This window comes from Pseudomonas sp. MS15a(2019), assembly GCF_013277805.1.
In the GTDB taxonomy this organism is placed as follows: Bacteria; Pseudomonadota; Gammaproteobacteria; order Pseudomonadales; family Pseudomonadaceae; genus Chryseomonas; species Chryseomonas benzopyrenica.
The window spans coordinates 101,706-126,234 of the sequence record NZ_VBTN01000009.1 but is presented as its reverse complement, the minus strand read 5'-3'; the positions used below and the strand labels follow the sequence as shown (position 1 = coordinate 126,234).

Genomic DNA, 24,529 nt, shown 5'->3' with positions numbered 1-24,529 from the left:
CAGCTACCGAGAAAGCTCACCATGGCCAGCCATATCCTCGACCATCGTATCCTCGGCGAATCCCTGCAGGCGGTGGAGATCGGTCTCGATCCCGGCGAGACGGTGATCGCCGAGGCCGGTGCCATGACCTACATGGAGGCCGACATCGATTTCACCGCACGTATGGGCGATGGGTCCGACGGACTGCTCGGCAAGCTCTGGGGTGCCGGCAAGCGGATGCTCGGCGGTGAGTCGCTGTTCATGACCCATTTCACCAACGAGGGCCGGGAGAAGCGCCACGTCGCCTTTGCCGCGCCCTATCCGGGTCAGGTGATCTCCCTGGATCTGGCAGCCCTGGGCGGCACCCTGTTCTGCCAGCGCGACTCCTTTCTCTGCGCGGCCAAGGGCACCCGTATCGGCGTTGCCTTCACCCGGCGCCTGGGCGCCGGCTTCTTTGGCGGCGAAGGCTTCATCCTGCAGCGGCTGGAAGGCGATGGCATGGCCTTCGTGCACGCCGGGGGCACGGTGATCCGCAAGGAACTCAGGGGCGAAACGCTGCGCCTGGACACTGGCTGTCTGGTGGGCTTCACCAGTGGCATCGACTACAACATCAAGCTGGCCAGTGGCCTGCGCAGCATGCTGTTCGGCGGCGAAGGCCTGGTGCTGGCGACCCTGAGCGGTCACGGCACCGTGTGGATCCAGACGCTGCCCTTTTCGCGATTAGCCGGCCGGGTTCAGGCCGCGGCCGGCGGCGGTGTCGGCGAACGCCGCGCGGGTGGCGACTAGTTCTCCCTGTGTCCTAGGCCCGTTGCAGGGCGCTCTGGGGCGCCATGCGCTCCAGCCAGTCGCGCCAGCGCACGCGGCTGTCGTGGACCAGCCAGCCGTCCTGGCGGGCGAAGCTTTCCGACAGCCAGAGGCCGCGGGTCGACACCGGCAGGCGCTGGCCGACCGACAGGGTATAGAGCTCGCCGGTGGGCTTGCCGTCGTCCAGAGCGACCAGATAGAGATCCGGGCGCTGGCGGGCCAGGCGCGCCAGCAGCTGGCCGTTCTCGATCTTCTCGTCGACGTGGAACAGACTTGGCGCCTTGCACTCTTTGGGCAGCTCCAGCAGCAGGTCATAGACCAGTTGCAGCGAGGCGGTGGGGGTGTGCACATAGGCGCGCGGACGCTCCAGCAGCGCCAGGCTGCCGCAGCGCACCGGCCGTGCCGCCCCCGAACGCGGGCTCAGGCGAAAGGCCACGTCCTCGCGATAGGGCAGGGCCGGGGCATAGGGCGTCGGTAGCCAGGTGTCGGCGAAGCGCCCGGCCAGCCAGCCGCGCGGCGTCTCGATCAGGCACTCCTCGGCCACCTCCTGCACGGCGGTGAGCAGCGGCAGGGCCAGTTCGTGGGTCGGGATATAGCCGGAGATCAGCTTGAGCACCACGTCGCCCCGATCGGGCCGGCGCTGGCGCACCAGCAGCCAGTGGTCCTGGCCCTGCCAGTTCAACGTCAGGCGCACCGAGACGCCCAGGTTGGCGAGCTTCGCACTGAAGTGCTGGGCATCCTCGATCTCGATCGGCTGGCGCCGCTCCAGCATCTCGCTGAAATTCAGCGGTTGGCCGAGGGCCTGGTAGGTGAGGCCGTCATGATTGGCCTCGACCGAAAGGGGCAGGGTCTTGAACGCCTTGGGATTGTGGCGGGCGATGAGCTGGGGCATGGCCGACTCCTGTTGTAGTGTGCCGCGGACGCGCCGTCCCGGGCGATCGGGCAGGGCGTCCAGTGGACGAAGGCAAGGGTTCAGCGAAACGCTCTGGATCAGGGCCGAGCGGTGATCACTTCGGCCAGGGTACGGACATTATGTGATAGGTGCAGGGGATCGATAGTGCCGACTATCGCACTGCTCACCCCGGGCTCGCCGAACACCCGGGCGAAGCTGGCCCGCACCGGATCCTGGCCGGCGCCGAGTACGGCGTGACCGCTGGCCAGGGCCTTCTTGATCAGGATGCCCTTGCCCTGGGCGGCGGCGGCCTGGATCACCGGGATCTCGGCGTCTTCGTTGAGGTTGAAGGTGACCATGGCGCAATCGCCGGTTTCCAGAGCCTTGAGGCCGCCGGCGGCGGTCTTGCCGGAAAAGCCGAAGGCGCGGATCAGGCCTTCGCGCTTGAGTTCGGCCAGGGTCTCGTAGCAGCCGCTGTCTTCGAGAATGCTCAGGTCGTTGCCGTCGGAGTGCACCAGCACCAGGTCCAGCCAGTCGGTTTCCAGACGCTTCAGGCTGCGTTCCACCGAGCGGCGGGTATGGGCCGGGCTGAAGTCGAAGCTGGACAGTCCGCCTTCGAATTCCTCACCGACCTTGCTGGCGATCACCCAGTGCTGGCGCTGGCCACGCAGCAGCGGACCCAGACGCTCTTCGCTGCGGCCATAGGCCGGGGCGGTATCCAGCAGGTTGATGCCCAGCTCGCGAGCCAGGCTGAGCAGGTCGGCGGCGGTGCGATCGTCGGGGATGGTGAAGCCATTGGGATACTTCACGCCCTGGTCGCGGCCGAACTTGACCGTGCCCAGGCCCAGGGGGGAAATCTCCAGGCCGGTGCTACCCAGGGGGCGGTGCAGGCCGTGCAGGGTGCGCAGGCTCATGGCAGCAGTTCCTCCCAGAAGGGCGCGGCCACCGGCGGTTGCGGATGGGCGGGCAGGGTGGGGTGTTGTCCGGGGGCGATGCCGTCGCGGGCGAGATTGGCGAGGACACGGTCGGCCAGGTCCGGCGACAGCGCCAGCTTGGTCGGCCAGCCCACCAGCAGACGGCCTTCCTCTGCGAGAAAGGCGTTGTCCGGCCGCACCAGTCCGGATTGCGCCGGCTCGGCGCGATCCACGCGCAGGGTTGCCCAGCGGGCGCCGTCGAAGTCGATCCAGGGCAGCAGGCGCTGCAATTCCTCGCGCGCCGTGGCGATCTGCGCCGCTGGCTCACGGGCCACGCCCTCGGCCTCGGCCAGATCGCCGCCCAGGTACCACAGCCACTGGCCGTCGGCGGTGGGGTGGCTGGTGATGGTCACCCGCGGCTTGGGGCCGCCACCCAGACAGTGCGCATAGAGGGGTTTGAGCATGGGGCCCTTGACCACCACCATGTGCAGCGGTCGGCGCTGCATGGCCGGCTGTTCCAGATGGAGTGCCTGGAGCAGATCGGCCATGCCGGCGCCGGCGGTGAGCACGATGCGGCGGGCGCGGATGGCCTGGCCGTCCACCACCAGGCCGGTCAGTTCGCCGTCTTCGCGCAGGGGCTGGAGGTCATGCCCGGCCAGCAGGCTGTCGCCGGCCAGCTCGGCCAGGCGCGCGACGAGGCTGGGTACGTCCAGCACCAGTTCGGCCAGACGATAGACCTTGCCCTTGAAGGCGCGGTCGCGCAGGGCCGGGGGCAGTTCGTCGCCCTTGACCGCATCCACCCGGCCGCGCACCGCCTTGCTGGCGAAGAAGCTGGTGAGGTTGCCGGCCAGGCTGCCGGGCGACCAGAGGTAGTGGGCCTCGGAGAGCAGGTGCACGCCGGACAGATCCAGCTCGCCACTGCCGGCCAGGCTCTCGCGCCAGCGCCGCGGCATGTCGGCGATGGCCTCGGAGGCGCCGGTGAGCATCCCGGTCAGGGCGTACTTGGTGCCGCCGTGGATGATGCCCTGGGACTTGCCACTCTGGCCGCCGCCCAGAGCACCGGTCTCCACCAGCACGGTGGCGTAGCCGGCGCGTCTGAGACGGGCGTTGAGCCAGAGGCCGGCGACGCCGCCGCCGACGATGAGGATATCGGTGGAGCAGGGTTGGGACATGAACGAGACCTAGTAGAAAGCGAGGACATTACACATTACGTGGAATTTTACACGCTACGTGTAATGTCCTGCCCCTCATCAATGCCCGGTGCTGCCGGAAAACAGCTGGATCACCACCACGCCGGCGACGATCAGCCCCATGCCCAGCATGGCCGGCAGGTCCAGCTTCTGGTCATAGAGAAAGGCCGCGGCGATGCTCACCAGCACGATGCCCAGCCCGGCCCAGATGGCGTAGGCGACGCCCACGGGAATGCTGCGCACCACCAGGGTCAGCATCCAGAAGGCCAGGCCGTAGCCAGTGATGACCAGAAACAGTGGCAGTGGCTTGCTGAAGCCACTGATGGCTTTCATGGAGGTGGTGGCGACGACTTCGGCGGCGATGGCGATGGCCAGGTAGATGTATCCGCTCATGATGATTCCTCCTGTCGAATGCCTCATTGTGCCTTGTGCGGCGATAGGTGAAAGTTGATACCTATCCGTTGAGGAGATGGGTCGTGCAGTGGAATCTGGAGCAGCTGAAGATCTTCGTCGGCATCGCCGAGGGCGCGAGTTTCTCGGCCATGGCACGCCGTCTGGGACGGGCGCAATCGGCGGTGAGCACTGCCATCGCCCTGCTGGAGACCGATCTGGGCGTCGCGCTGTTCGCGCGCAGCAATGGTCGCACGCCGGTCATCACCGCGGCCGGTCTGGCGCTGCTGGAGGAGGCGCGTGAGGTCTTGCGCCAGTGCCAGCGGCTGGACAGTCGCGCCCAGGCGCTCTGTGCCGGTCAGGAACCGCTGTTGCGCCTGGCGCTGGACGAGGCCATGCCCTACCAGCCGGTGCTCGATGCTCTGGACGCCCTGGCGGCGGCCTTCCCACACCTGGAAGTCCAGCTCACCAGCGGCGCCCAGGGCGATGTGGCGCGCAAGCTGCTGACCGACCAGGCCGACCTCGGTCTGCTGTTTCGCCATGAGCACATGCCCGAGGCCCTGGAGCGCCAGGCGCTGGGCGATGTCGCCCAGGTCACCGCCTGTGGCGCCCAGCATCCCCTGGCCCGCCAGCGTGGGGTAGGGCGACGCGAACTGGCCCGCCATCGCCAGCTGCTGATCGCGCCGCTGGAGCATCCCTATCCCGGCGGCGAGCAGATCGCGCCCCAGGTCTGGCGCGCCGACAGCTTCTATCTGCTCGCCGAACTGCTGATGCGCGGCCTCGGCTGGGGTTGGCTGCCGCGGCACGTGGCGCGCTATCCCTCCTACCAGGGCCTGCTGGCCGAGCTGGATTGCGACTGGGTGCCGCCGGCCTTGGTGGTGGAGCTGGCCTGGCGCCGCAACGCCGCGCCGGGGCCGGCCGCGCGCTGGCTGGCGCAGCGGCTGGCCGAAGAGTTGCGGGCGATTGGTTGAGCGTGACGTGTTGGGCTTCGCTGTGCTCAACCCAACCTACGCGGAGCGCCCGTAGGTTGGCGCTGAGCGCAGCGAAGCCCAACAAGACGGACCTTCAGCGCTCGCCCACGGGCTCTTCCTATGAAAGTTGTATCCTGGCCAGATCCGTGGGGTAATTTGACCCGCGCCAAGGCGCGAGCGCTGCGATACTCAGGTCATTCCTCCTCGATCCGGGATGATCGCCATGACCACACCTCCCGCCCTCGGCCAGCGCTATGTCTTCGTCGTCCTGGCGCTGATCTTTCTCGCCCTGCTGGTCTCGGCCGGGGTTAGGTCCACCCCTGGTGTACTGCTGCTGCCGTTGCAGGAGACCTTTGGCTGGAGCCGCGAAAGCGTGTCCTTCGCCGCCGCCGTGGGCATCTTCCTCTACGGCCTGGTCGGGCCCTTCGCCGCCGCCCTGATGCAGACCCTCGGCATCCGCCGTACCCTGCTCGGCGGCCTGACCCTGATCAGCCTGGCCACCGCCCTGAGCACCCTGATGCGCGAACCCTGGCACCTGGTGGCCACCTGGGGCGTGCTCAGCGGCCTGGGCACGGGCTGCGTGGCCATGGTGCTGGGCGCCGCCATCGTCAATCGCTGGTTCGTCGCCCACCGGGGCCTGATGATGGGCCTGCTAGCGGCCAGCACCGCCACCGGCAACCTGGTGTTCCTGCCGTTGCTGGCCCATCTCGCCAGTCAGGAAGGCTGGCAGACCGTGGTGCTGACCGTGGCCGTGGCCAGCGCCGCCCTGATCCCGCTGGTGGCCTGGCTGCTGCCGGAGCGTCCTGCGGACGTCGGCCTGCGGCCCCATGGCGCCCCGGCGGACTATCAGGCGCCGGTCGCCACCGCACCGGGCAATCTGTTTCGCGTGACCCTCGGCACCTTGGCCATGGCCAGTCGGCGGCGCGATTTCTGGCTGCTGTTCCTGACCTTCTTCGTCTGCGGCTTCACCACCAATGGCCTGATCGGCACCCACTTCATCGCCATGGGCCACGACCACGGGCTGTCCCAGGTGCAGGCCGCCGGCATCCTCGCGCTGATGGGCATCTTCGACCTGGTGGGCACCACCGCTTCCGGTTGGCTGACCGATAGATACGATCCGCGCCGCCTGCTGTTCGTCTACTACAGCCTGCGCGGCCTCTCGCTGATCTACCTGCCGTTCTCCGGCTTCGCCCCCGAGCAACTGCTGCTGTTCGGCATCTTCTACGGGCTGGACTGGATCGCCACCGTGCCGCCCACGGTCAAGCTGACCAACCAGAGCTTTGGTGAAAGGAGCGCGCCGGTGGTGTTCGGCTGGGTATTCTGCGGGCACATGCTCGGCGCCGCCTGCGCGGCCTTTCTCGCCGGAGCCCTGCGCGAGCACTTCGGCTCCTACCAGGAGGCCCTGGTACTGGCTGGGCTGACCGGTCTGCTGGCGGCGCTGATGGCGCTGTGGATCGGCCGGCCGAGCGCCGCGGGAGCCGGGCGCTCGGCCGTGCCCGAGGCGGGCTAGGCGGGCTTGAGGTCCAGCGGCACGGCGGTCGGCGTGCGCTGCAGCATCGAGGCCGGGATCGCCAGGATCAGCAGACCGCTGACGAACAGGCAGGCGCCGAGCACATAGGTGCCATTGTTGATGTCACCGGTGAGGGTTTCCATGGTCGCGGTGATCATCGAGCCGGTGAAGCCGGAGAGGTTGCCGATGGCGTTGATCATGCCGATACCCGCCGCCGCGGCGACGCCGGAAAGCAGGGTGCCGGGCAGCGACCAGAAGATCGGCATCAGCGCCAGCAGGCCCGAGGCGGCCACGGTGAGGAAGAAGATCGACAGCACGATGTTGTGGATGAACCAGGCGCTCAGCACCAGCCCCAGGGCGCCGACGAAGGCCGGTACCGCCGCATGCATGCGCTGCTCGCCGGTGCGCGCCGAATGACGGGCGTTGAGCAGCATGACCACCAGGGCGACGCTGTAGGGGATGGCGGTGAGCAGGCCGATCTGCAGGCTGCCGCTGACCCCGGCGTTCTTGATGATCGAGGGCATCCAGAAGGCCAGGCCATAGAAGCCGGTGTTGAAGGTCAGCAGGATGAACACCAGCAGCCAGACCCGCGGATTGAAGAACACCTCGCTGAGGCGCGACGCCTTGCCGGCGTTCTGCTGCTCCAGGTTGCGCTTGAGCAGGGCCTTTTCCCGGGCGTTCAGCCAGGGCGCCTTGTCAATGTTGTCGCTCAGGCAGCAGAACACCACCATCGCCATGATGATCGAAGGCACCCCTTCCACCAGCAGCATCCACTGCCAGCCGGCCAGGCCGTGCCAGTTGTGCAGGCTGCTCATCAGCCAGCCGGAAAGCACGCCGCCAAAGCTCAGACTGAAGGGCAGGGCGATGAGAAAGCCCGACATCACCCGACTCTGCCGGCGGGTCGGAAACCAGTAGTTGAGATAGAGGATCACCCCGGGAAAGAAGCCCGCCTCGCAGACGCCCAGCAGGAAGCGCAGCACATAGAAGAGGGTGCTCGACTGCAGACCGAAGAATTGCGCCAGCGGCTGGGTGAAGGCCACCGCCATGGAGATGATCGCCCAGGTCAGCATGATGCGGGCGATCCAGAAGCGCGCGCCGTAGCGATGCAGCAGCAGGTTGCTGGGGACCTCGAAGAGGAAGTAGCCCCAGAAGAACATGCTGGCGCCGAGGGCATAGACGGTGTTGCTGAAGCCCAGGTCATCGAGCATGTCCAGCTTGGCGAAGCCGACGTTGACCCGGTCCAGGTAGGCGGCGATGTAGCACAGCAGCAGGATCGGCAGGATACGCAGCACCACCTTGCGATAGGTGCGTTCTTCGAAGGCGTCGCCAGCGGCGCCCTGGGGAGCGGTGGTCTCGAACATGGGAATGACCTTCGGGGCCTTGGGGCCCGTTGTTGTTATTGAAGAGGTCGGAGGCGGCCGGGGATGCGGGGTGGCCGTCTGGATCGCCAGGCCACTCTAGGAGCGAGAGCGATTCTTTCCCAATGGCATTTGCGGATCATTCGATAACGGCGCGTTATCGAGCTGTCTAGGCTGCGGACTCCTCGCGACCGGCATGGCTCAGCAGGATGGCGGCGAATTCCCGGGCGGCCTCGCCGAGGGGTTCGCCCTTGCGGGTGAGGATGCCGTAGTCCTGCGCCGGCAGGTGCAGCGGCAGCTCCAGCGCACTGAGCGCGCCGCTGGCGAGATAGGGCTCGACCATGGCCTCCGGCAGCATGCCGATCATGGGGCCGGCGCGCAGCACCTGGAGAAAGGTCTGCATGGAGATGGTGTCGATGGTGTTGTTCGGCACCGGCAGGCCGGCGGCGGCGAAGGCCCGCTCCATGCGCCCGCGGATGGGCGTGCCCTTGGGATAGAGGATCCAGGGCCAGGCCAGCACCTGGTCGAGGCCCACGGGGCCGCTGCCCACCAGTGGATGATCGGCGTTGACCACGAAACGGAAGGGCTCCGGTGCCAGGGGCTGGAAGTCGAAACGCTGGGCCTGGGCTTCGTCGGTGAAGCGTGCCACCGCCAGGTGCAGCAGTTTGTCGTCGAGCATCTCCATCAGGTGATCGCTGGTCTGCTCCACCACCTCGATGGCCAGCAGCGGCCAGCGCTGCTTGATCGCGACGATGGCCTGCGGCAGGGCCACCGCCGTGGCGGCGAAGATGCCACCGACCTTGAGCTGGCCGTGACCGCCGCGTCTCAGGCTGTCGATCTGCTCGGCGAAGTCGCGGGCATCGTTGAGGGCCACCCGGGCGTAACGCAGCACGTGCTCGCCCAGGGCGGTGGGCGGCATGCTGCGTGGCTGGCGCTCGAACAGGGCGAAGCCCAGCAGGTGCTCGAGCTCCTTGAGCATCTTGCTGATGGCCGGCTGGCTGAGATTCATCTGCTGCGCGGCCAGGTGCATGTTGCGGGTGCGCCCCAGGGTATCGATCAGCAGCAGGTGGCGAAACTTGAGCCAGTGGCTGATCTGGCTGAACGACGGCTCGGACACGCATGCCTCCCAGGCGATAAGCGCAGGTTATCGAATGATGAAATAAGCCCATTTGAGTTTATCAGTCCGGCTGCCTAGCGTGGACCCATCAGCCCTGGAGTCCTGCCCATGCCCCTTCGTCTCTCGCCTGCCAATACCCTTCCCACCGATGGCCTGGCCGGCACTCTGGTCGGTCGTGCCTGGGTGCCCGGTCCGCTGGCCGGTCCCTCGCCCGTGGTGCTGCGCGAGGACGGCGTCTTCGATATCTCGGCACGCTTTGCTACGCTGAGCGCCCTGTTCGAGGAAGAGGCGCCGCTGCAGGCCCTGCGCGATACCCCTGGGCGCTACCTCGGCAGCCTCGATGACCTGCTGGCCAACAGTGGCGAGCAGGCCGACCCCGCACGTCTGCACCTGCTGCCACCGGCCGACCTGCAGGTGATCAAAGCCGCCGGAGTGACCTTTGCCGCCAGCATGCTGGAACGGGTGATCGAAGAGCAGGCCGGCGGCGATGCCGGGCGCGCCGTGGCCATCCGCGAGCAGGTGCAGGCGGTGATCGGCGCGGATCTGCAGGGCCTGGAGCCGGGCAGTCCGCGCGCCCAGGCGCTCAAAGCGCTGCTGATCGAGAAGGGCATGTGGTCGCAATACCTGGAGGTGGGTATCGGGCCGGACGCCGAGATCTTCACCAAGGCGCCGGTGCTGGCCGCGGTCGGCAGCGGCAGCGCCATCGGCATCCACCCCGTGTCCCAATGGAACAATCCCGAACCCGAGGTGGTGCTGGTGGCGGACAGCCGCGGCCGCCTGCATGGCGCCACCCTAGGCAATGACGTCAACCTGCGCGACATCGAGGGCCGCAGCGCCCTGCTGCTGAGCAAGGCCAAGGACAACAACGCCTCCTGCGCCCTGGGGCCCTTCATCCGCCTGTTCGACGAGACCTTCGATCTCGACCAGGTCCGCCAGTGTGTGGTGACCCTGGAAGTCCAGGGCGAAGACGGCTTTCACCTCAATGGCAGCAGCTCCATGGCGCAGATCAGTCGTGATCCCACCGATCTCGCCGCCCAGACCCTCAATGCCAACCACCAGTATCCCGACGGTTTCGTGCTGTTTCTCGGCACCCTATTCGCCCCGACCCAGGATCGCGACGCCCCGGGCGGTGGCTTCACCCACAAGGTAGGGGACGTGGTGAGCATCGCCAGCCCGCTGCTGGGAACCCTGCACAATAGGGTGACCACCAGCGACCAGGCCCCGGCCTGGCGCTTCGGCCTCGGTGCTCTGATGCACAACCTGGCCGCCCGCGGCCTGCTGGGTCGCTAACCGCTCTTTCCTAATAACAACTAGAGACCATCATGACTTCCGCCAAACGCCCGCTGCGCAGCCAGCAATGGTTCGATGATCCTGCCCACGCCGACATGACCGCGCTCTATGTCGAGCGCTACATGAACTACGGCCTGACCCGTGACGAACTCCAGTCCGGCCGGCCGATCATCGGCATCGCCCAGACCGGCAGCGACCTCACGCCCTGCAATCGTCATCACCTGGAGCTGGCCCAGCGGGTCAAGGCCGGTATCCGCGACGCGGGCGGCATCCCCATGGAGTTCCCGGTGCACCCCATCGCCGAGCAGAGTCGCCGCCCCACCGCGGCCCTGGATCGCAACCTGGCCTACCTCGGCCTGGTGGAGATCCTCCACGGTTTTCCCCTGGACGGCGTGGTGCTCACCACCGGTTGCGACAAGACCACTCCGGCCTGCCTGATGGCCGCGGCCACCACCGACCTACCGGCCATCGTGCTGTCCGGCGGCCCCATGCTGGACGGCCATTTCAAAGGCGAGCTGATCGGTTCGGGTACCGTGCTCTGGCACGCGCGCAACCTGCTGGCAACCGGCGAGATTGACTACGAGGGCTTCATGGCCCTGACCACCGCCGCCTCACCCTCGGTGGGTCACTGCAACACCATGGGCACGGCCCTGTCGATGAACGCCCTGGCCGAGACCCTGGGCATGTCGCTGCCGGGTTGTGCCAGCATCCCCGCGCCCTATCGCGAACGCGGCCAGATGGCCTATGCCACCGGCAAGCGCATCTGCCAGCTGGTGCTGGGCGACGTCCGCCCCTCGCAGATCATGACCCGCGAGGCCTTCGAGAACGCCATCGTGGTGGCCTCGGCCCTGGGCGCCTCCAGCAACTGCCCGCCGCACCTGATCGCCATCGCCCGCCACATGGGCGTGGAACTGTCGCTGGACGACTGGCAGCGCCTGGGCGAGGACATCCCGCTGCTGGCCAACTGTATGCCAGCCGGCAAGTACCTGGGCGAGGGCTTCCACCGCGCTGGCGGGGTACCAGCGGTCCTTCACGAGCTGCTCAAGGCCGGTCGCCTGCACGGCGAATGCCTGACCGTCTCCGGCAAGACCATCGGCAGCATCGCCGAGGGCGCCGCCAGCTCGGATCCCGCCGTGATCCAGCCCTATGAGGCGCCGCTCAAGCACCGCGCCGGCTTCATCGTGCTCAGCGGCAACTTCTTCGATAGCGCCATCATGAAAATGTCGGTGGTCGGCGAGGCCTTTCGCCAGACCTACCTGGCCGAACCGGGCAAGGAAAACAGCTTCGAGGCGCGGGCCATCGTCTTCGAAGGCCCGGAGGACTATCACGCGCGCATCGACGATCCGGCGCTGGACATCGACGAACGCTGCATCCTGGTGATCCGTGGCGCCGGTCCGGTGGGCTATCCGGGCAGCGCCGAGGTGGTCAACATGGCGCCCCCGGCGGCCCTGATCAAGAAGGGCATCGACTCCCTGCCGTGCCTGGGTGATGGTCGTCAGAGCGGCACCTCGGCCAGTCCCTCGATCCTCAACATGTCGCCGGAGGCAGCGGTGGGTGGTGGCCTGGCCCTGCTCAAGACCAACGACCGGCTGCGCGTGGACCTCAACGCCCGCAGCGTCGATGTGCTGCTCGACGATGCCGAGCTGGCGCGCCGCCGCGCCGAATGGACACCCAACCTGCCGCCGGCCCAGACCCCCTGGCAGGAGCTCTACCGGCAACTGGTGGGCCAGCTCTCCACCGGCGGCTGCCTGGAACCGGCCACCCTGCACCTCAAGGTGATCGCCCGCGAAGGCGGGACGCCACGGCATTCGCATTAGGATCGGGCTCGCACTGGCGGCCTTGCTTCATTAAGCTCTGCCGCCATGAACCGTACCCTCTATAGCCTGATCTTTACCCTGGCCTTGCCCTTCATCCTCTTGCGCCTGCTCTGGCGCGGACGCAAGGCTCCCGCCTATCGGCAACGTATCGGCGAGCGCCTGGCGCTGGGACTACCGGCGGTACCTCCCGGCGGCATCTGGGTGCATGCGGTGTCGGTGGGGGAGAGCATCGCCGCCGCGCCGGTCATCCGCGCCCTGCGCCAGCGCCATCCGCAGCTGCCGATCACCGTGACCTGCATGACGCCCACCGGCTCGGAGCGCATTCGCGCCCTGTTCGGTAGCGAGGTCCATCACTGCTATCTGCCCTACGACCTGCCCTGGCTGGCCGGGCGCTTCCTCGACCGGCTGCGACCGAGTCTGGGGGTGGTGATGGAAACCGAGCTCTGGCCCAACCTCATCCACCAGGCGGCGCGCCGCGACGTTCCCATCGCCCTGGCCAATAGCCGGCTGTCCGAGCGTTCCGCCCGTGGCTACGGAAAACTGGGCGGAGTGACCGCGCCGATGCTGGCAGAGCTGGCTTGGCTCGCGGTGCAGACGCCGGTGGAAGCCGAGCGCTTCCGGGCCCTCGGTGCCCGTGCCGAGCGGGTCTCGGTGACCGGTTCCATCAAGTTCGACCTACGCATCGATCCCGAGCTGCCGGCCCGCGCGGCTGACCTGCGCCAGGGCTGGGGCCATCGCCCGGTGTGGATCGCCGCCAGCACCCATGCCGGTGAAGACGAGATCCTGCTCCAAGCCCATCGCCAACTGCTGGCCGCACGCCCCGATGCCCTGCTGATCCTGGTACCGCGCCACCCCGAGCGCTTCCCCAAGGTGTTGGCCGAGGTGCGCCGCGAAGATTTCAGCGTGATCCAGCGCTCGACGGGGGAGGCGGTGCAACCGCAGACCCAGGTCCTGCTGGGCGACACCATGGGCGAGCTGCTGTTTCTCTACGCCCTGGCCGACGTGGCCTTCGTCGGTGGCAGCCTGATCGAGCGTGGCGGCCACAATCCGCTGGAGCCGGCAGCCCTGGGGGTGCCGGTGCTCAGCGGTCCGCACGTATTCAACTTCCTCGACATCGTCGCCCAGTTGCGCGACGCCTGCGCCCTGGAAACGGTAGCGGAAGCCCCGGCCATCGCTGCCGCCGTCGCCCGACTCTGGGCCGAACCGGCGGAAGCCGAGCGGCGCCGGCAGGCGGGTCTGGCGGTGTTGGCCGCCAATCAGGGTGCGCTGGAGCGCCTGCTCTCCGGACTGGATAAATTGCTCACGCCCTGAGCCGAGCGCGCCGGCAGGACGTCGGCGCGGGTCTTGGCCAGGTCCGGCGGCAGGAAGTCGCGATCCGGGTCGTAGTGGGCGTCGAGATAGCCCGACAGCGCCAGCAGGTCGTTGGGCGCCAGGGTGCCGGCCGCCTGCTTGAGTCTCAGGGTATCCAGGATGTAGTTGTAGCGGGCATCGTTGTACTGGCGCACGGCGTTGTACAGCAGCCGCTGGGCGTCGAGCACGTCGACGATGGTGCGGCTGCCCACCTGGTAGGCGATCTCGGTGGCGCGCAGGGCGCGCTGGCTGGAGGCGATGGACAGCCGTCGGGCCCGCACCTGCTCGATGTCGGTGTTGATCGCCCGATGGGCATTGCGGGTGTTCTGCACCACCTGGCGGCGCAGGCTTTCCTGCTGCTGTTCGCTCCGGTCCAGCTGCTGGTAGGCCTGACGCGCCTGGGAGCTGGTGGCGCCGCCGCTGTACAGCGGTAGCTCCACCTGGATACCGATGCTGCGGCTGTTGACCGGGCTGCCGAACAGCGCGAGCTGCTCGGCGTTGGGCAGATTCACCGCATCGTTGTCGCTGTGGCTGTAGCGCGCCACCGCATCCACCGTCGGCAGGTGCCCGGCGCGACGCTGGCGCAGGGTTTCCTGCGCCGCGTTCACGCCCTGGCCGGCGGCCAGCAGCTGCAGATTCTGGCGCATGGCGGTGTCCACCCACAGGCGCGCATCGTTGGGCTGCGGCGGCAGGATCGGCAGGTCGTGGCGAATGCCGGCGATGCTGCCGTAGTCACGATCGGTCAGACGGGTCAGAGCCTGGAAGGCGTCCGCCACCTGCTGCTCGCTCTGCGAGCGGTTGGCCTGGGCATTGTCGAAGCTGGCCTGGGCCTGGAGCACGTCGGTGTCGTCGGTCAGGCCGACCTTGTAGCGCTCGCGGGACTGGTCCAGCTGGCGGTACAAGGCCTTTTCCTCGGCACGGGCGGTGGCCAGGGCGTCCTGGGCGCGCAGGGCGCTGAAATAGCCCTCGGCGGTCTGCAGGATCAGTTGCTGCTGGGCGGCGGAAAACTGCAGCTCGGCCTGCTCGGTGGCGGCCTGGGCGGCCTTGAGCTGGAACCAGCGGTCGGCACGGAACAGGGGCTGGCTGAGGGTGGCCTGGATCAGTTGGCTGCTGCGATCGCTGCTGTAGCGGCCACCCTGGACGCCCAGCGCCGGATTGTCCTTCAGCTCCAGGCTGGTGTGGGTGTCGTTGAACTGGGCGCCAAGGCCGATCTGCGGCAGCAGGCCAGCGCGCGCCTGGGGCACCGCCTCGCGCTGGGCGCCGAGACCGGCGCGCTCGGCGGCGAGGTCGGCGTTGTTGTCCAGCGCCTCGCGGTAGACGTCGAGCAGGCCATTGCCGGCCACCTGGGCGTGGGCCAGACCGGCCGTGGTGCAGAGCGCCGCGAGCAGCAGGAATCTTCGCATTCTTGGAGCCTTCCTTGAGGGACCGGGCCAGTGTAGTGACTTCGTCCGAATCCGCCATAGGAGAGGAAATAGCGGTCGAAGTTTCTGCCAGTCTGGGTTTACACTGGCCGCGTTCTTGTCGGGGTGCGCTACGAGGCGCTGAGATCGGGTAGTCCCGGATCCCGTTGAACCTGATCAGGCTAGGCGCGCCGCATGGCGGTGCGTCAACCTGCGTAGGGAACAAGAGGGCGTCCGCATTCGTCTCCGTGGTCGCCATCCGTCCGGGCTTGCATCTTCCTGCGTGCCCACCCCTTCGTCCAGGTTCTTCCCTCGGCAACGCGCCCACCAGGAGAGCCTCGATGAACAAGCAGAACAACGTCACCGACTTTACCCGCGTCGACCGCCAGTCCACCCAGCCGTTGCCCAATTCGCGCAAGGTCTATCTGACTGGCTCGCGTCCCGACATTCGCGCGCCGGTGCGGGAAATCTCCCTCGCCGATACCCCCACCGCCTTTGGCGGTGAAAAGAACGCTCCGGTGTTCGTCTACGACACCTCCGGTCCCTACACCGACCCGACCGCCCGCATCGACCTGCGCAAGGGCCTGCCGGACGTGCGTTCGCGCTGGATCGAAGAGCGTGGCGACACCGAACTGCTGGCCGGGCTCTCGTCCGAATTCGGTCAGGCGCGGCTCGCCGATCCGAGCCTCGCCGCCCTAAGATTCGACCTGGCGCGCCAGCCGCGCCGGGCCAAGGCCGGGCGCAATGTCTCCCAGATGCACTATGCCCGCCAGGGCATCGTCACCCCGGAGATGGAATACATCGCCATCCGCGAGAACATGAAGCTGCAGGAGGCCCGCGCCGCCGGCCTGCTCGGCAACCAGCACCGCGGCCAGAGCTTCGGCGCCAGCATTCCCCAGGAGATCACGCCCGAGTTCGTCCGCGACGAGGTGGCCCGCGGCCGCGCCATCATCCCGGCCAACATCAACCACCTGGAGCTGGAGCCGATGATCATCGGCCGCAACTTCCTGGTGAAGATCAACGGCAACATCGGCAACAGCGCACTGGGCTCTTCCATCGAGGAAGAGGTGGAAAAGCTGACCTGGGGCATCCGCTGGGGCGCCGACACCGTGATGGACCTGTCCACCGGCAAGCACATCCACGAGACCCGCGAGTGGATCATCCGCAACTCGCCGGTCCCCATCGGCACCGTGCCCATCTACCAGGCCCTGGAAAAGGTCGATGGCGTCGCCGAAGAACTGACCTGGGAGCTGTTCCGCGACACCCTCATCGAGCAAGCGGAGCAGGGCGTGGACTACTTCACCATCCATGCCGGGGTGCGCCTGCACTACGTGCCCCTGACCGCCAAGCGCGTCACCGGCATCGTCTCCCGCGGCGGCTCCATCATGGCCAAGTGGTGCCTGGCGCATCACAAGGAAAACTTCCTCTACACCCACTTCGAAGACATCTGCGAGATCATGCAGGCTTACGACGTGAGCTTCTCCCTGGGTGACGGCCTGCGCCCGGGCTCCATCGCCGACGCCAACGACGCCGCCCAGTTCGGCGAACTGGAAACCCTCGGCGAGCTGACCAAGATCGCCTGGAAGCACGACGTCCAGACCATGATCGAAGGCCCGGGCCACGTGCCCATGCAGCTGATCAAGGAGAACATGGACAAGCAGCTGGAGTGCTGCGACGAGGCGCCGTTCTATACCCTCGGCCCGCTGACCACCGACATCGCCCCCGGCTACGACCACATCACCAGCGGCATCGGCGCCGCCATGATCGGCTGGTTCGGCTGCGCCATGCTCTGCTACGTGACGCCCAAGGAGCACCTCGGCCTGCCCAACAAGGACGACGTCAAGACCGGCATCATCACCTACAAGATCGCCGCCCATGCCGCCGACCTGGCCAAGGGGCATCCCGGCGCTCAGATCCGCGACAACGCACTAAGCAAGGCGCGTTTCGAATTCCGCTGGGAAGACCAGTTCAACCTGGGCCTGGACCCGGACACGGCGCGCGCCTTCCATGACGAGACCCTGCCCAAGGACTCGGCCAAGGTGGCGCACTTCTGCTCCATGTGCGGACCCAAGTTCTGCTCCATGAAGATCACCCAGGAGGTCCGCGACTACGCCAAGGAGAACGGCCTGACCGACGAGCAGAAGGCCATCGAAGCCGGCTTCCAGGAACAGGCCGCGCGCTTCAAGGACGAAGGCGGGGTGATCTACAAGCAGGTCTGACGACCGTAGGTTGGGCCAGCACGCTGTTTCCGTAGGTTGGCGCTGAGCGCAGCGAAGCCCAACGATGCGCAGGTCGACCTCGTACCGTTGGGCGTCGACGATGGAACCGTCTCAACCCAACCTACGGTTCCAGACAAACCACCGTAGGTTGGTGCTGAGCGCAGCGAAGCCCAACAATGCCCGGCGTCACCCAACGACGTTGGGCGCCCTCAACCCCTTGTTCACGAGACCCATCATGGCCCAGGCCCCCGGCCTCTATACCCCCACCGTCCCCGTTCCGGCGGACCGCCGCATCCTTGGCGGGCGCGATCTCTTCACTCTCTGGTTCTCCCTGGGTATCGGTCTCATGGTGGCCCAGGCCGGCGCGTTGCTGGCACCCGGCCTCGGCCTGGCCGATGGCCTGCTGGTGCTGGTGCTCGGCACCGGGGTCGGGGTGCTGCTGCTGGCGGCCGCCGGCCTGGTGGGCAGCGATACCGGCCTGGCCGGCATGACCGCCCTAGGCCAGAGCCTCGGCCAGCGCGGCGCGCTGCTACCGGCGGTGCTCAACATCACCCAGCTGATCGGCTGGGGTGCCTTCGAACTGGTGGTGATGCGCGAGGCGGCCAGTGTGCTGCTGGGCAGCTGGGGCCTGCAGAGCTGGGCCTCGCCGGTGCTCTGGACCCTGGTCTTCGGCGCCCTGGCCACGGCCCTGGCGGTGGCCGGTCCCCTGACCTTCGTGCGCCGTTTCCTCAGCCGCTGGGGTATCTGGCTGCTGTTGGGCGCCTGCGGCTGGTTGACCCTGGACCTGTTCTTGCGCGCCGACCTGGCCGCGCTCTGGCAGCGCCCGGGCGATGGCTCCCTGACCCAGGCCCTGGGCTTCGACCTGGTGGTGGCCATGCCGCTGTCGTGGCTACCGGTGATCGCCGACTACACCCGCTTCGCCCGCACCGGACGCAGCGCCGGCCGGGGCGTCATGCTGGGCTATTTCTGCGGCAACCTCTGGCTGATGGGCCTGGGCTTCGCCTACACCCTGGCCTTCGCCAGCGGCGGTGAAGCCGACGCCCTGCTGCGCGCCCTGGCCGTGGCCGGCCTGGGCCTGCCACTGCTGCTGATCCTGCTGGACGAATCGGAAAACGCCTTCGCCGCCTATCATTCGGCGGCAGTGGCCACGGGCTTTCTCGCTCAGGTCAAGATCTGGCAGCTTACCCTGGCTATCGGCATCCTCTGCACCCTGCTGGCGCTGCTGGTGCCTCTGGCCCAGTACGAGCACTTCCTGCTGCTGATCGGCTCGGTGTTCGCCCCGCTGTTCGGCGTGGTGCTGGTGGATCATTTCCTGCTGCGCCGCCGCAAGGCTCCGCAGCGGGTACGGGCGTTGCGCCTGGAATCCCTGATCGCCTGGGCCCTCGGCGTGGCCGTCTACCACCTGCTGCCGACCCTGCTGCCGGCCTGGGGCGCGACCCTGCCGGCCATCGTGGTGGCCGGTACCGCGCAGGCGCTGCTGGGGTTGAAGCGGGTTTAGGGTCCGGCCTGTTGGGCTTCGCTGCGCTCAGCGCCAACCTACGGGAACAGTGTGCTGGCCTAGCAGGCGTAGGTTGGGCTGAGACGGCTCCATCGTCGAAACCCAACGGTGCGCTGCTGAATAGGGCCTGTTGGCTTCGCTGCGCTCAACCCAACCTACGTCGGTCGCGGTCCGAGGTGACACCGTAGGTTGGGCTGAGACGGCTCCACCGTCGAAGCCCAACAGGGCGGACTACGGCTGGCGACTCTTCCCGCGCCCCGGGAAATACTCGCCCTTGAGGATGCCGTTGAGCTTGGGATAGGGGATCTTCAGCTCCGGATGGCCCATGGCATAGGGGGCGATGCTGCCGATGTCGTACTTGAGCGTCAGGGCGCCGAAGTCCAGGGCCACGTTGTTGGTCTTGAGGAAGGGCCACTGCTGACGGAATTCGGCATCGCCGACACCGTTGCTGAGCATCCAGGCCTCCCGCGACAGCTGCGCCAGGCGCCAGAATTCGGCTTCCTGCCCCGGCACCAGCATGTCGCCCAGGGTGATCTGCCGATCGAGGTGGCGATCCCAGGTGACGAAGTCGCGCCCGGCCAGGCCATGGGCGCCGCCGTTGGCCAGGTAGCTGGAGAATTCGATGATCACCAGACCGTCATGCTGTTCGCGCACCTTGGCCTGCAGATAGCTGCTCCAGCGCGGCTGGGCCTTGGCGAGGAAATCCCGCTCGTAGCTGGCCAGCGAGGCGGGGATGGGCGCGCCCGGCTCGGCACGGGCCAGGCCCAGCAGGTGGCGTTGCACCAGGGCGTCCAGCGCCGGTTCGCCGAACTCCACGTAGTCGATGTTGATCAGTGGGCAGTCTTCGCCCTGGCAGCCGGCGGGGCGGTGCTCCCAGGCCTGGTGGCGAGGCGTGAGGGGTTTGTCGAGGTTGGGGCCGAAGACGCTTTGGCAACCACCGAGCAGCAGGCCGGCGAGCAGGAGGAGCGGGCGGATACGCATGGGATTCCTTGTCCTGGAAACAGAGAACGACGGCTTTCGAACCCGTCTGGCCCCATAAGTTTGCCAGGGGTGGGCGCAGGTTTCCCGGCTTGTTGTCCTTTTCGCGACTTGGCGCGCCGGGGGCTGCACGCACGCAGGCGGCACGCTACGATGATCTGATTACCTGCAATCAGCGCTGGAGCGCCCATGACCGAAGCCAATGAATCCCAGGCGCCCGCCATTGAAATCCTGAGCCGCGAGATCTGCTTTCAAGGCTTCTACCGCATGGCCCGTTTCCGGCTGCGCCATCGCCAGTTCTCCGGTGATTTGGGCCCGGAACTGGAGCGCGAGGTCTTCGTGCGTCCCGATGCCGTCTGCGTGCTGCCCTACGATGCGGTGCGCGACGAGGTGGTGCTGATCGAGCAGTTTCGCGTCGGCGTCATGGAAAAGACCGCTCATCCCTGGCTGCTTGAGCCGGTGGCGGGCTTGGTGGACAAGCAGGGCGAGACCGTCGAGGCGGTCGCTCATCGGGAAGCCGAGGAAGAAGCCGGGCTGACCTTGCAATCGCTCTGGCCCATCTCCACCTACTTCCCCTCGCCCGGCGGCAGTGACGAACAGGTCTATCTCTACCTGGGCCGCTGCAGCTCCGCGGACGCCGGTGGCGTCCATGGTCTGGAGGAGGAGGGCGAGGACATTCGCGTCCATGTCTGGTCGCTGGACGAGGCACTGGCAGGGGTGCGCGACGGTCGAATCAATAACGCAGCGGCAATCATCGCCCTGCAATGGTTGGCGCTCAATCGCGCCGAGGTACGGGGGTTATGGGGCTGAAACTGCGAGATCGCTATCGAGTTGACCTGCCGGGCCTGCAGGCCACGTGCGAGGCCAACTACGTGCGGCTGATGCGGCTTCTGCCCAAGATGCGCGAAGCCGTGGTATCGCGCCGCGTCATGTTGTCGCAAGGCGAGCGCCCCTTGGGGGTGCTGGCGCTGGAGGTCACCGAGGCCTGTCCCTATACGACGGTGCTGCGGGTCCGCCAGGAACTGGGGCTGCCCTGGCTGCCGGTTCCCGAGCTGGAAGTGCGGGTCTATCACGATGCGCGGATGGCGGAAGTGGTGTCGGCCGGGGCCTCCCGGCACCTGCTCGGACGCTATCCCTATCCCAACCAGGCGATGCATCAGCCTGACGAAAAGAACCAGCTCAATCTGTTTCTCGGCGAGTGGTTGAGTCACTGCCTGGCCTGTGGCCACGAGGCTGAACCCATCCTGCAGCGATGAGCACCAGGGCGCAACGCTGACAGCCGCGGCTTCCCTCTCGCTCGTCAAGCTGCGAAAATGTGATGCATGCACGCAAGTTCCCGGGAACTTTTCTGCACCCTGCCTGCGCTCGTTGTCCCCTTATGCCTAGGAGGCTTTGGTGAGTTTGCCGGATAGTGTCAACGCTCCCCTCGTCGTCCAACTGACCGACAGCCATCTGTTTGCTCGTGCCAATGGCCGGCTGTTGGGCATCGATACGGCGGCCAGCCTGCAACAGGTGGTCGCCCAGGTGGTACGGGAGCAGCCACGCATCGATCTGCTGCTGGCCAGCGGTGACCTCTCCCAGGATGGTTCCGTGGCGTCCTATCAGCGCTTTTGCGCGCTGACCGAGCCGCTGGACGCGCCCATGCGCTGGCTGGCCGGCAACCATGACGAGAACGCGCCCATGGCCAAGGCCTGTGGCGATCGCGATTTTCTGGAATCCGTCACCGACCTGGGCGCCTGGCGTCTCATCCTGCTCGACAGCACCGTGCGCGGCTGCGTGTTCGGTGAGCTGGAGCAGGCGCAACTGCTGGCCCTGGAAGAGGCCCTGAGCGCTGCGCCCGAACGTCCCGCACTGATCTGCCTGCACCATCACCCGGTCCCGGTGGGCTGTGGCTGGATGGAACCCCTGGGGCTGCACCGGCCGGACGAGCTGTTCGCCGTGCTGGATCGCCATCCTCAGGTCAAGGTCGTGCTCTGGGGTCACATCCACCAGGAATTCGATCAGCTGCGCAACGGCGTGCGCCTGCTGGCCTCGCCGTCCACCGGTCTGCAATTCGAGCCGGGCAGCGAGGATTTCAAGGCGGGCGACCAGGCCCCGGGCTATCGCTGGTTGCGCCTGTTGCCCGATGGCACCCTGGAAACCGGTGTCTCGCGTCTGCAACAGCATGCCTTCACTGTGGATCACAGCGCGGCGGGCTACTGACGCCGACGCCGGTCGGCTGCCTTGGTCGCGCGGGTCGAAACGGGTTACTCTTTACCTGTTTTTTTATCCAGTAGGAGCGGCCCGATGCCGTCGATCCTCTATATCCATGGTTTCAACAGCTCACCCGCGTCCTTGAAGGCGCGGCAGCTGACCGCCTGCATGACCCGACTCGGCCTGGCGGACCGCCTGCGTGCCCCGGCGCTGCCCAACGATGCCGATGCCGCCTTCGCCCTCCTGGAGCGCGAACTGGCCGAGCTGGACGCCCCCTTGCTGGTCGGCAGCTCCCTGGGCGGCTACTATGCCACCGTCCTGGCCGAGCGCCACGGGCTCAAGGCCGTGCTGATAAACCCCGCGGTCCGGCCCTGGCGCTTCATGGAGCATTACCTGGGGCTCCAGCGCAATCACCATACCGGCGAGACCTGGATCCTCACCGAGGCCCACGTCGAGGCCATGCGTGCGCTGGAAGTCGCCGCGCCGGCGGATCCCGAGCGCTTCCACGTCTGGCTGCAGACCGGCGACGAGACCCTCGACTACCGCGACGCCGAACGCTACTACGGCGCCTGCACCCTGCGTATCGAGCAGGGTGGCGACCACGGCTTCCAGGGCTTCCATCGCCAGCTGCCGCTGCTGCTGGAGCTGGCCGGCTTCGATCCGGCGCTCTGGCGCGAGCTGGATTTCAACACCTTCGAATAGAGACCCCATGGCCACGCAGAACGCCTATAACGCCGACGCCATCGAAGTCCTCTCCGGACTCGATCCGGTGCGCAAGCGCCCTGGCATGTACACCGACACCTCCCGGCCCAACCACCTGGCCCAGGAAGTCATCGACAACAGCGTGGACGAGGCCCTGGCCGGTCATGCGCGCCAGGTGCAGGTAATCCTGCACGTCGACAACTCCCTCGAGGTGCTCGACGACGGGCGCGGCATGCCAGTGGACATCCATCCGGAAGAGGGCGTCTCCGGCGTCGAGCTGATCCTCACCAAGCTGCACGCCGGCGGCAAGTTCTCCAACAAGAACTACCAATTCTCCGGTGGCCTGCACGGCGTGGGCATCTCGGTGGTGAACGCCCTGTCGACCCGCGTCGAGGTGCGCGTCAAGCGCGACGGCAACGAATACGGCATGGCCTTCGCCGACGGCTTCAAGGCCAGCGAGCTGGCCGTGGTCGGCAGCGTCGGCAAGCGCAATACCGGCACCAGCGTGCACTTCTGGCCGGATCCCAAGTACTTCGATTCGCCCAAGTTTTCCGTCAGCCGTCTGAAGCACGTGCTCAAGGCCAAGGCGGTGCTCTGCCCGGGCCTGGCGGTGAGCTTCCTCGACGAAGCCAGCGGCGAGCGTAGCGAATGGCATTACGAAGACGGCCTGAGATCCTATTTGATCGACACCGTGGGCGATGCCCTGCGGCTGCCCGAGGCCCCCTTCCACGGCAGCCTGGCCTCGGCCCGGGAAGCGGTCGACTGGGCGCTGTTCTGGCTGCCCGAGGGCGGCGAGTCGGTGCAGGAAAGCTACGTCAACCTGATTCCCACCGCCCAGGGCGGTACCCATGTGAACGGCCTGCGCCAAGGTTTGCTGGATGCCATCCGCGAATTCTGCGAATTCCGCAACCTCTTGCCGCGTGGCCTCAAGCTGGCCCCGGAAGACGTCTGGGAGCGCATCGCCTTCGTCCTCTCGATGAAGATGCAGGAGCCGCAATTCTCCGGCCAGACCAAGGAGCGGCTGTCCTCCCGCGAGGCGGCGGCCTTTGTCGCCGGGGTGGTCAAGGACGCCTTCAGCCTCTGGCTCAACGCCCATCCGGAGCTGGGTCAGCAGATCGCCGAACTGGCCATCAACAACGCCGGCCGCCGCCTCAAGGCGGGCAAGAAGGTCGAGCGCAAGAAGATCACCCAGGGTCCGGCGCTGCCCGGCAAGCTGGCCGATTGCGCCGGCCAGGATCCCATGAGATCCGAGCTGTTCCTGGTGGAGGGTGACTCCGCCGGTGGCAGTGCCAAGCAGGCGCGCAGCAAGGAATTCCAGGCCATCATGCCGCTGCGCGGCAAGATCCTGAACACCTGGGAGGTGGACGGCAGCGAGGTGCTGGGCAGCCAGGAGGTGCACGACATCGCCGTGGCCATCGGCATCGACCCGGGCAGCGCCGACCTGAGCGGCCTGAGATACGGCAAGATCTGCATCCTCGCCGACGCCGACTCCGACGGCCTGCACATCGCCACCCTGCTGTGCGCCCTGTTCGTGCAGCACTTCCGTCCGCTGGTGGACGCCGGCCACGTCTATGTGGCCATGCCGCCGCTGTACCGCATCGACCTGGGCAAGGAGGTCCATTACGCCCTCGACGAGGCCGAGCGTGACGGCGTCCTCGATCGCCTGGCGGCGGAGAAGAAGCGCGGCAAGCCCCAGGTCACCCGCTTCAAGGGCCTCGGCGAGATGAATCCGCTGCAGCTGCGCGAGACCACCATGGATCCCAACACCCGGCGCCTGGTGCAGCTGACCCTCGAGGACGTGCCCGGCACCCTCGAGATGATGGACATGCTGCTGGCCAAGAAGAGGTCCGGCGACCGCAAGAGCTGGCTGGAATCCAAGGGCGATCGCGCCGAAGTGCTGCTCTAAATATGTTGGCTGCGCTTATCGCGGTCATGGCGGTTCGCCGCAGCGACCGCT

21 protein-coding genes and 1 riboswitch are annotated in these 24,529 nt (G+C 67.3%); of the genes, 13 read left to right on the top strand and 8 right to left on the bottom strand.

The annotated features are described in order from the left end of the window. The first annotated feature begins 21 nt into the window (after positions 1-21). A complete protein-coding gene (locus tag FEZ61_RS13335) occupies positions 22-765 on the top strand; it encodes a TIGR00266 family protein (RefSeq protein ID WP_173149020.1) in 744 nt (247 codons plus the stop codon). A 13-nt stretch (positions 766-778) separates the two neighbouring features. Here FEZ61_RS13335 and FEZ61_RS13330 read toward each other — a convergent pair whose 3' ends face one another. The 4 genes from FEZ61_RS13330 to FEZ61_RS13315 all read right to left on the bottom strand — a co-directional run bounded on the left by FEZ61_RS13330 (position 779) and on the right by FEZ61_RS13315 (position 4,172). Further along, positions 779-1,675, bottom strand: a complete 897-nt coding sequence (locus FEZ61_RS13330) for a metal ABC transporter ATPase (protein WP_068383445.1) — start codon at positions 1,673-1,675, stop codon at positions 779-781. 98 nt (positions 1,676-1,773) lie between these two features. After that, entirely contained in the window at positions 1,774-2,589 is an 816-nt protein-coding gene (locus FEZ61_RS13325; protein WP_068383443.1) for an aldo/keto reductase, read from the bottom strand. Then, entirely contained in the window at positions 2,586-3,761 is a 1,176-nt protein-coding gene (locus tag FEZ61_RS13320; RefSeq protein WP_068383441.1) for an FAD-dependent oxidoreductase, read from the bottom strand. Before FEZ61_RS13320 ends, FEZ61_RS13325 begins: the two co-directional genes overlap by 4 nt. 78 nt (positions 3,762-3,839) lie before the next feature. After that, positions 3,840-4,172, bottom strand: coding sequence for an SMR family transporter (locus FEZ61_RS13315; RefSeq protein ID WP_173149018.1), 333 nt, complete (start codon positions 4,170-4,172; stop codon positions 3,840-3,842). Between the two features lie 83 nt (positions 4,173-4,255). Between FEZ61_RS13315 and FEZ61_RS13310 the strand changes: the two genes are divergently transcribed. Together FEZ61_RS13310 and FEZ61_RS13305 are read left to right on the top strand one after the other, a co-directional pair. Beyond that, complete coding sequence (locus tag FEZ61_RS13310) at positions 4,256-5,140, top strand: LysR substrate-binding domain-containing protein (protein WP_173149016.1); 885 nt, start codon at positions 4,256-4,258, stop codon at positions 5,138-5,140. Positions 5,141-5,363: 223 nt separating this feature from the next. Beyond that, entirely contained in the window at positions 5,364-6,650 is a 1,287-nt protein-coding gene (locus FEZ61_RS13305; protein ID WP_242455162.1) for an MFS transporter, read from the top strand. Here the strand turns inward: FEZ61_RS13305 and FEZ61_RS13300 are convergent. Both FEZ61_RS13300 and FEZ61_RS13295 read right to left on the bottom strand, forming a co-directional pair. Continuing rightward, the gene (locus FEZ61_RS13300) at positions 6,647-8,011 is read right to left on the bottom strand and encodes an MFS transporter (RefSeq protein ID WP_173149012.1); all 1,365 of its coding nucleotides are present in this window, start codon (positions 8,009-8,011) and stop codon (positions 6,647-6,649) included. The two genes, FEZ61_RS13305 and FEZ61_RS13300, sit on opposite strands and share 4 nt — an antisense overlap. A 166-nt stretch (positions 8,012-8,177) precedes the next feature. Next, positions 8,178-9,125, bottom strand: coding sequence for a LysR family transcriptional regulator (locus tag FEZ61_RS13295; protein WP_017640764.1), 948 nt, complete (start codon positions 9,123-9,125; stop codon positions 8,178-8,180). Positions 9,126-9,233: 108 nt separating this feature from the next. Here FEZ61_RS13295 and FEZ61_RS13290 point away from each other — a divergent pair, with 108 nt between their 5' ends. Genes FEZ61_RS13290 through waaA form a run of 3 tightly spaced genes read left to right on the top strand, consistent with a single transcriptional unit; the run spans position 9,234 to position 13,543 of the window. After that, entirely contained in the window at positions 9,234-10,415 is a 1,182-nt protein-coding gene (locus FEZ61_RS13290; protein WP_017640763.1) for a fumarylacetoacetate hydrolase family protein, read from the top strand. A gap of 32 nt (positions 10,416-10,447) precedes the next feature. Next, entirely contained in the window at positions 10,448-12,232 is a 1,785-nt protein-coding gene (locus FEZ61_RS13285; RefSeq protein ID WP_173149010.1) for an IlvD/Edd family dehydratase, read from the top strand. A gap of 45 nt (positions 12,233-12,277) precedes the next feature. After that, on the top strand, positions 12,278-13,543 hold the full coding sequence (waaA, locus tag FEZ61_RS13280) for a lipid IV(A) 3-deoxy-D-manno-octulosonic acid transferase (RefSeq protein WP_173149009.1): 1,266 nt from the start codon (positions 12,278-12,280) through the stop codon (positions 13,541-13,543). Here the strand turns inward: waaA and FEZ61_RS13275 are convergent. Further along, positions 13,489-14,985, bottom strand: a complete 1,497-nt coding sequence (locus tag FEZ61_RS13275) for a TolC family outer membrane protein (protein ID WP_173149007.1) — start codon at positions 14,983-14,985, stop codon at positions 13,489-13,491. The genes waaA and FEZ61_RS13275 overlap by 55 nt on opposite strands. 109 nt (positions 14,986-15,094) lie before the next feature. After that, positions 15,095-15,221: riboswitch (TPP riboswitch) on the top strand. Positions 15,222-15,323: 102 nt separating this feature from the next. Between FEZ61_RS13275 and thiC the strand changes: the two genes are divergently transcribed. After that, the gene (gene thiC / locus FEZ61_RS13270) at positions 15,324-17,201 is read left to right on the top strand and encodes a phosphomethylpyrimidine synthase ThiC (protein ID WP_173149005.1); all 1,878 of its coding nucleotides are present in this window, start codon (positions 15,324-15,326) and stop codon (positions 17,199-17,201) included. A 235-nt stretch (positions 17,202-17,436) separates the two neighbouring features. Then, positions 17,437-18,699 carry a putative hydroxymethylpyrimidine transporter CytX gene (cytX, locus tag FEZ61_RS13265; RefSeq protein ID WP_068383420.1) on the top strand — a complete coding sequence of 421 codons (1,263 nt, stop codon included), beginning with the start codon at positions 17,437-17,439 and terminating at the stop codon, positions 18,697-18,699. A gap of 231 nt (positions 18,700-18,930) precedes the next feature. Here cytX and FEZ61_RS13260 read toward each other — a convergent pair whose 3' ends face one another. Then, the gene (locus FEZ61_RS13260; RefSeq protein WP_068383418.1) at positions 18,931-19,680 is read right to left on the bottom strand and encodes an RsiV family protein; all 750 of its coding nucleotides are present in this window, start codon (positions 19,678-19,680) and stop codon (positions 18,931-18,933) included. 186 nt (positions 19,681-19,866) lie between these two features. Here FEZ61_RS13260 and FEZ61_RS13255 point away from each other — a divergent pair, with 186 nt between their 5' ends. The 5 genes from FEZ61_RS13255 (at position 19,867) to parE (ending at position 24,478) form a co-directional block, all read left to right on the top strand. After that, positions 19,867-20,487, top strand: a complete 621-nt coding sequence (locus FEZ61_RS13255) for an NUDIX domain-containing protein (RefSeq protein ID WP_173149003.1) — start codon at positions 19,867-19,869, stop codon at positions 20,485-20,487. After that, a complete protein-coding gene (locus tag FEZ61_RS13250; protein ID WP_017640755.1) occupies positions 20,478-20,933 on the top strand; it encodes a DUF1249 domain-containing protein in 456 nt (151 codons plus the stop codon). Before FEZ61_RS13255 ends, FEZ61_RS13250 begins: the two co-directional genes overlap by 10 nt. 139 nt (positions 20,934-21,072) lie before the next feature. After that, positions 21,073-21,879 carry a 3',5'-cyclic-AMP phosphodiesterase gene (gene cpdA, locus FEZ61_RS13245; protein ID WP_173149001.1) on the top strand — a complete coding sequence of 269 codons (807 nt, stop codon included), beginning with the start codon at positions 21,073-21,075 and terminating at the stop codon, positions 21,877-21,879. Positions 21,880-21,963: 84 nt separating this feature from the next. Continuing rightward, positions 21,964-22,572, top strand: a complete 609-nt coding sequence (locus FEZ61_RS13240; RefSeq protein WP_064308568.1) for a YqiA/YcfP family alpha/beta fold hydrolase — start codon at positions 21,964-21,966, stop codon at positions 22,570-22,572. A gap of 7 nt (positions 22,573-22,579) precedes the next feature. After that, the gene (parE, locus tag FEZ61_RS13235) at positions 22,580-24,478 is read left to right on the top strand and encodes a DNA topoisomerase IV subunit B (protein ID WP_173148999.1); all 1,899 of its coding nucleotides are present in this window, start codon (positions 22,580-22,582) and stop codon (positions 24,476-24,478) included. Positions 24,479-24,529: the final 51 nt, after the last annotated feature.

Bases quoted from the DNA above. Each gene is read 5' to 3' on its own strand.
- FEZ61_RS13335 (WP_173149020.1), top strand. From the start codon at position 22: ATGGCCAGCCATATCCTCGACCATCGTATCCTCGGCGAATCCCTGCAG.
- FEZ61_RS13330 (WP_068383445.1), bottom strand. From the start codon at position 1,675: ATGCCCCAGCTCATCGCCCGCCACAATCCCAAGGCGTTCAAGACCCTG.
- FEZ61_RS13325 (WP_068383443.1), bottom strand. From the start codon at position 2,589: ATGAGCCTGCGCACCCTGCACGGCCTGCACCGCCCCCTGGGTAGCACC.
- FEZ61_RS13320 (WP_068383441.1), bottom strand. From the start codon at position 3,761: ATGTCCCAACCCTGCTCCACCGATATCCTCATCGTCGGCGGCGGCGTC.
- FEZ61_RS13315 (WP_173149018.1), bottom strand. From the start codon at position 4,172: ATGAGCGGATACATCTACCTGGCCATCGCCATCGCCGCCGAAGTCGTC.
- FEZ61_RS13305 (WP_242455162.1), top strand. From the start codon at position 5,364: ATGACCACACCTCCCGCCCTCGGCCAGCGCTATGTCTTCGTCGTCCTG.
- FEZ61_RS13300 (WP_173149012.1), bottom strand. From the start codon at position 8,011: ATGTTCGAGACCACCGCTCCCCAGGGCGCCGCTGGCGACGCCTTCGAA.
- FEZ61_RS13290 (WP_017640763.1), top strand. From the start codon at position 9,234: ATGCCCCTTCGTCTCTCGCCTGCCAATACCCTTCCCACCGATGGCCTG.
- FEZ61_RS13285 (WP_173149010.1), top strand. From the start codon at position 10,448: ATGACTTCCGCCAAACGCCCGCTGCGCAGCCAGCAATGGTTCGATGAT.
- waaA (WP_173149009.1), top strand. From the start codon at position 12,278: ATGAACCGTACCCTCTATAGCCTGATCTTTACCCTGGCCTTGCCCTTC.
- FEZ61_RS13275 (WP_173149007.1), bottom strand. From the start codon at position 14,985: ATGCGAAGATTCCTGCTGCTCGCGGCGCTCTGCACCACGGCCGGTCTG.
- thiC (WP_173149005.1), top strand. From the start codon at position 15,324: ATGAACAAGCAGAACAACGTCACCGACTTTACCCGCGTCGACCGCCAG.
- cytX (WP_068383420.1), top strand. From the start codon at position 17,437: ATGGCCCAGGCCCCCGGCCTCTATACCCCCACCGTCCCCGTTCCGGCG.
- FEZ61_RS13260 (WP_068383418.1), bottom strand. From the start codon at position 19,680: ATGCGTATCCGCCCGCTCCTCCTGCTCGCCGGCCTGCTGCTCGGTGGT.
- FEZ61_RS13255 (WP_173149003.1), top strand. From the start codon at position 19,867: ATGACCGAAGCCAATGAATCCCAGGCGCCCGCCATTGAAATCCTGAGC.
- FEZ61_RS13250 (WP_017640755.1), top strand. From the start codon at position 20,478: ATGGGGCTGAAACTGCGAGATCGCTATCGAGTTGACCTGCCGGGCCTG.
- FEZ61_RS13240 (WP_064308568.1), top strand. From the start codon at position 21,964: ATGCCGTCGATCCTCTATATCCATGGTTTCAACAGCTCACCCGCGTCC.
- parE (WP_173148999.1), top strand. From the start codon at position 22,580: ATGGCCACGCAGAACGCCTATAACGCCGACGCCATCGAAGTCCTCTCC.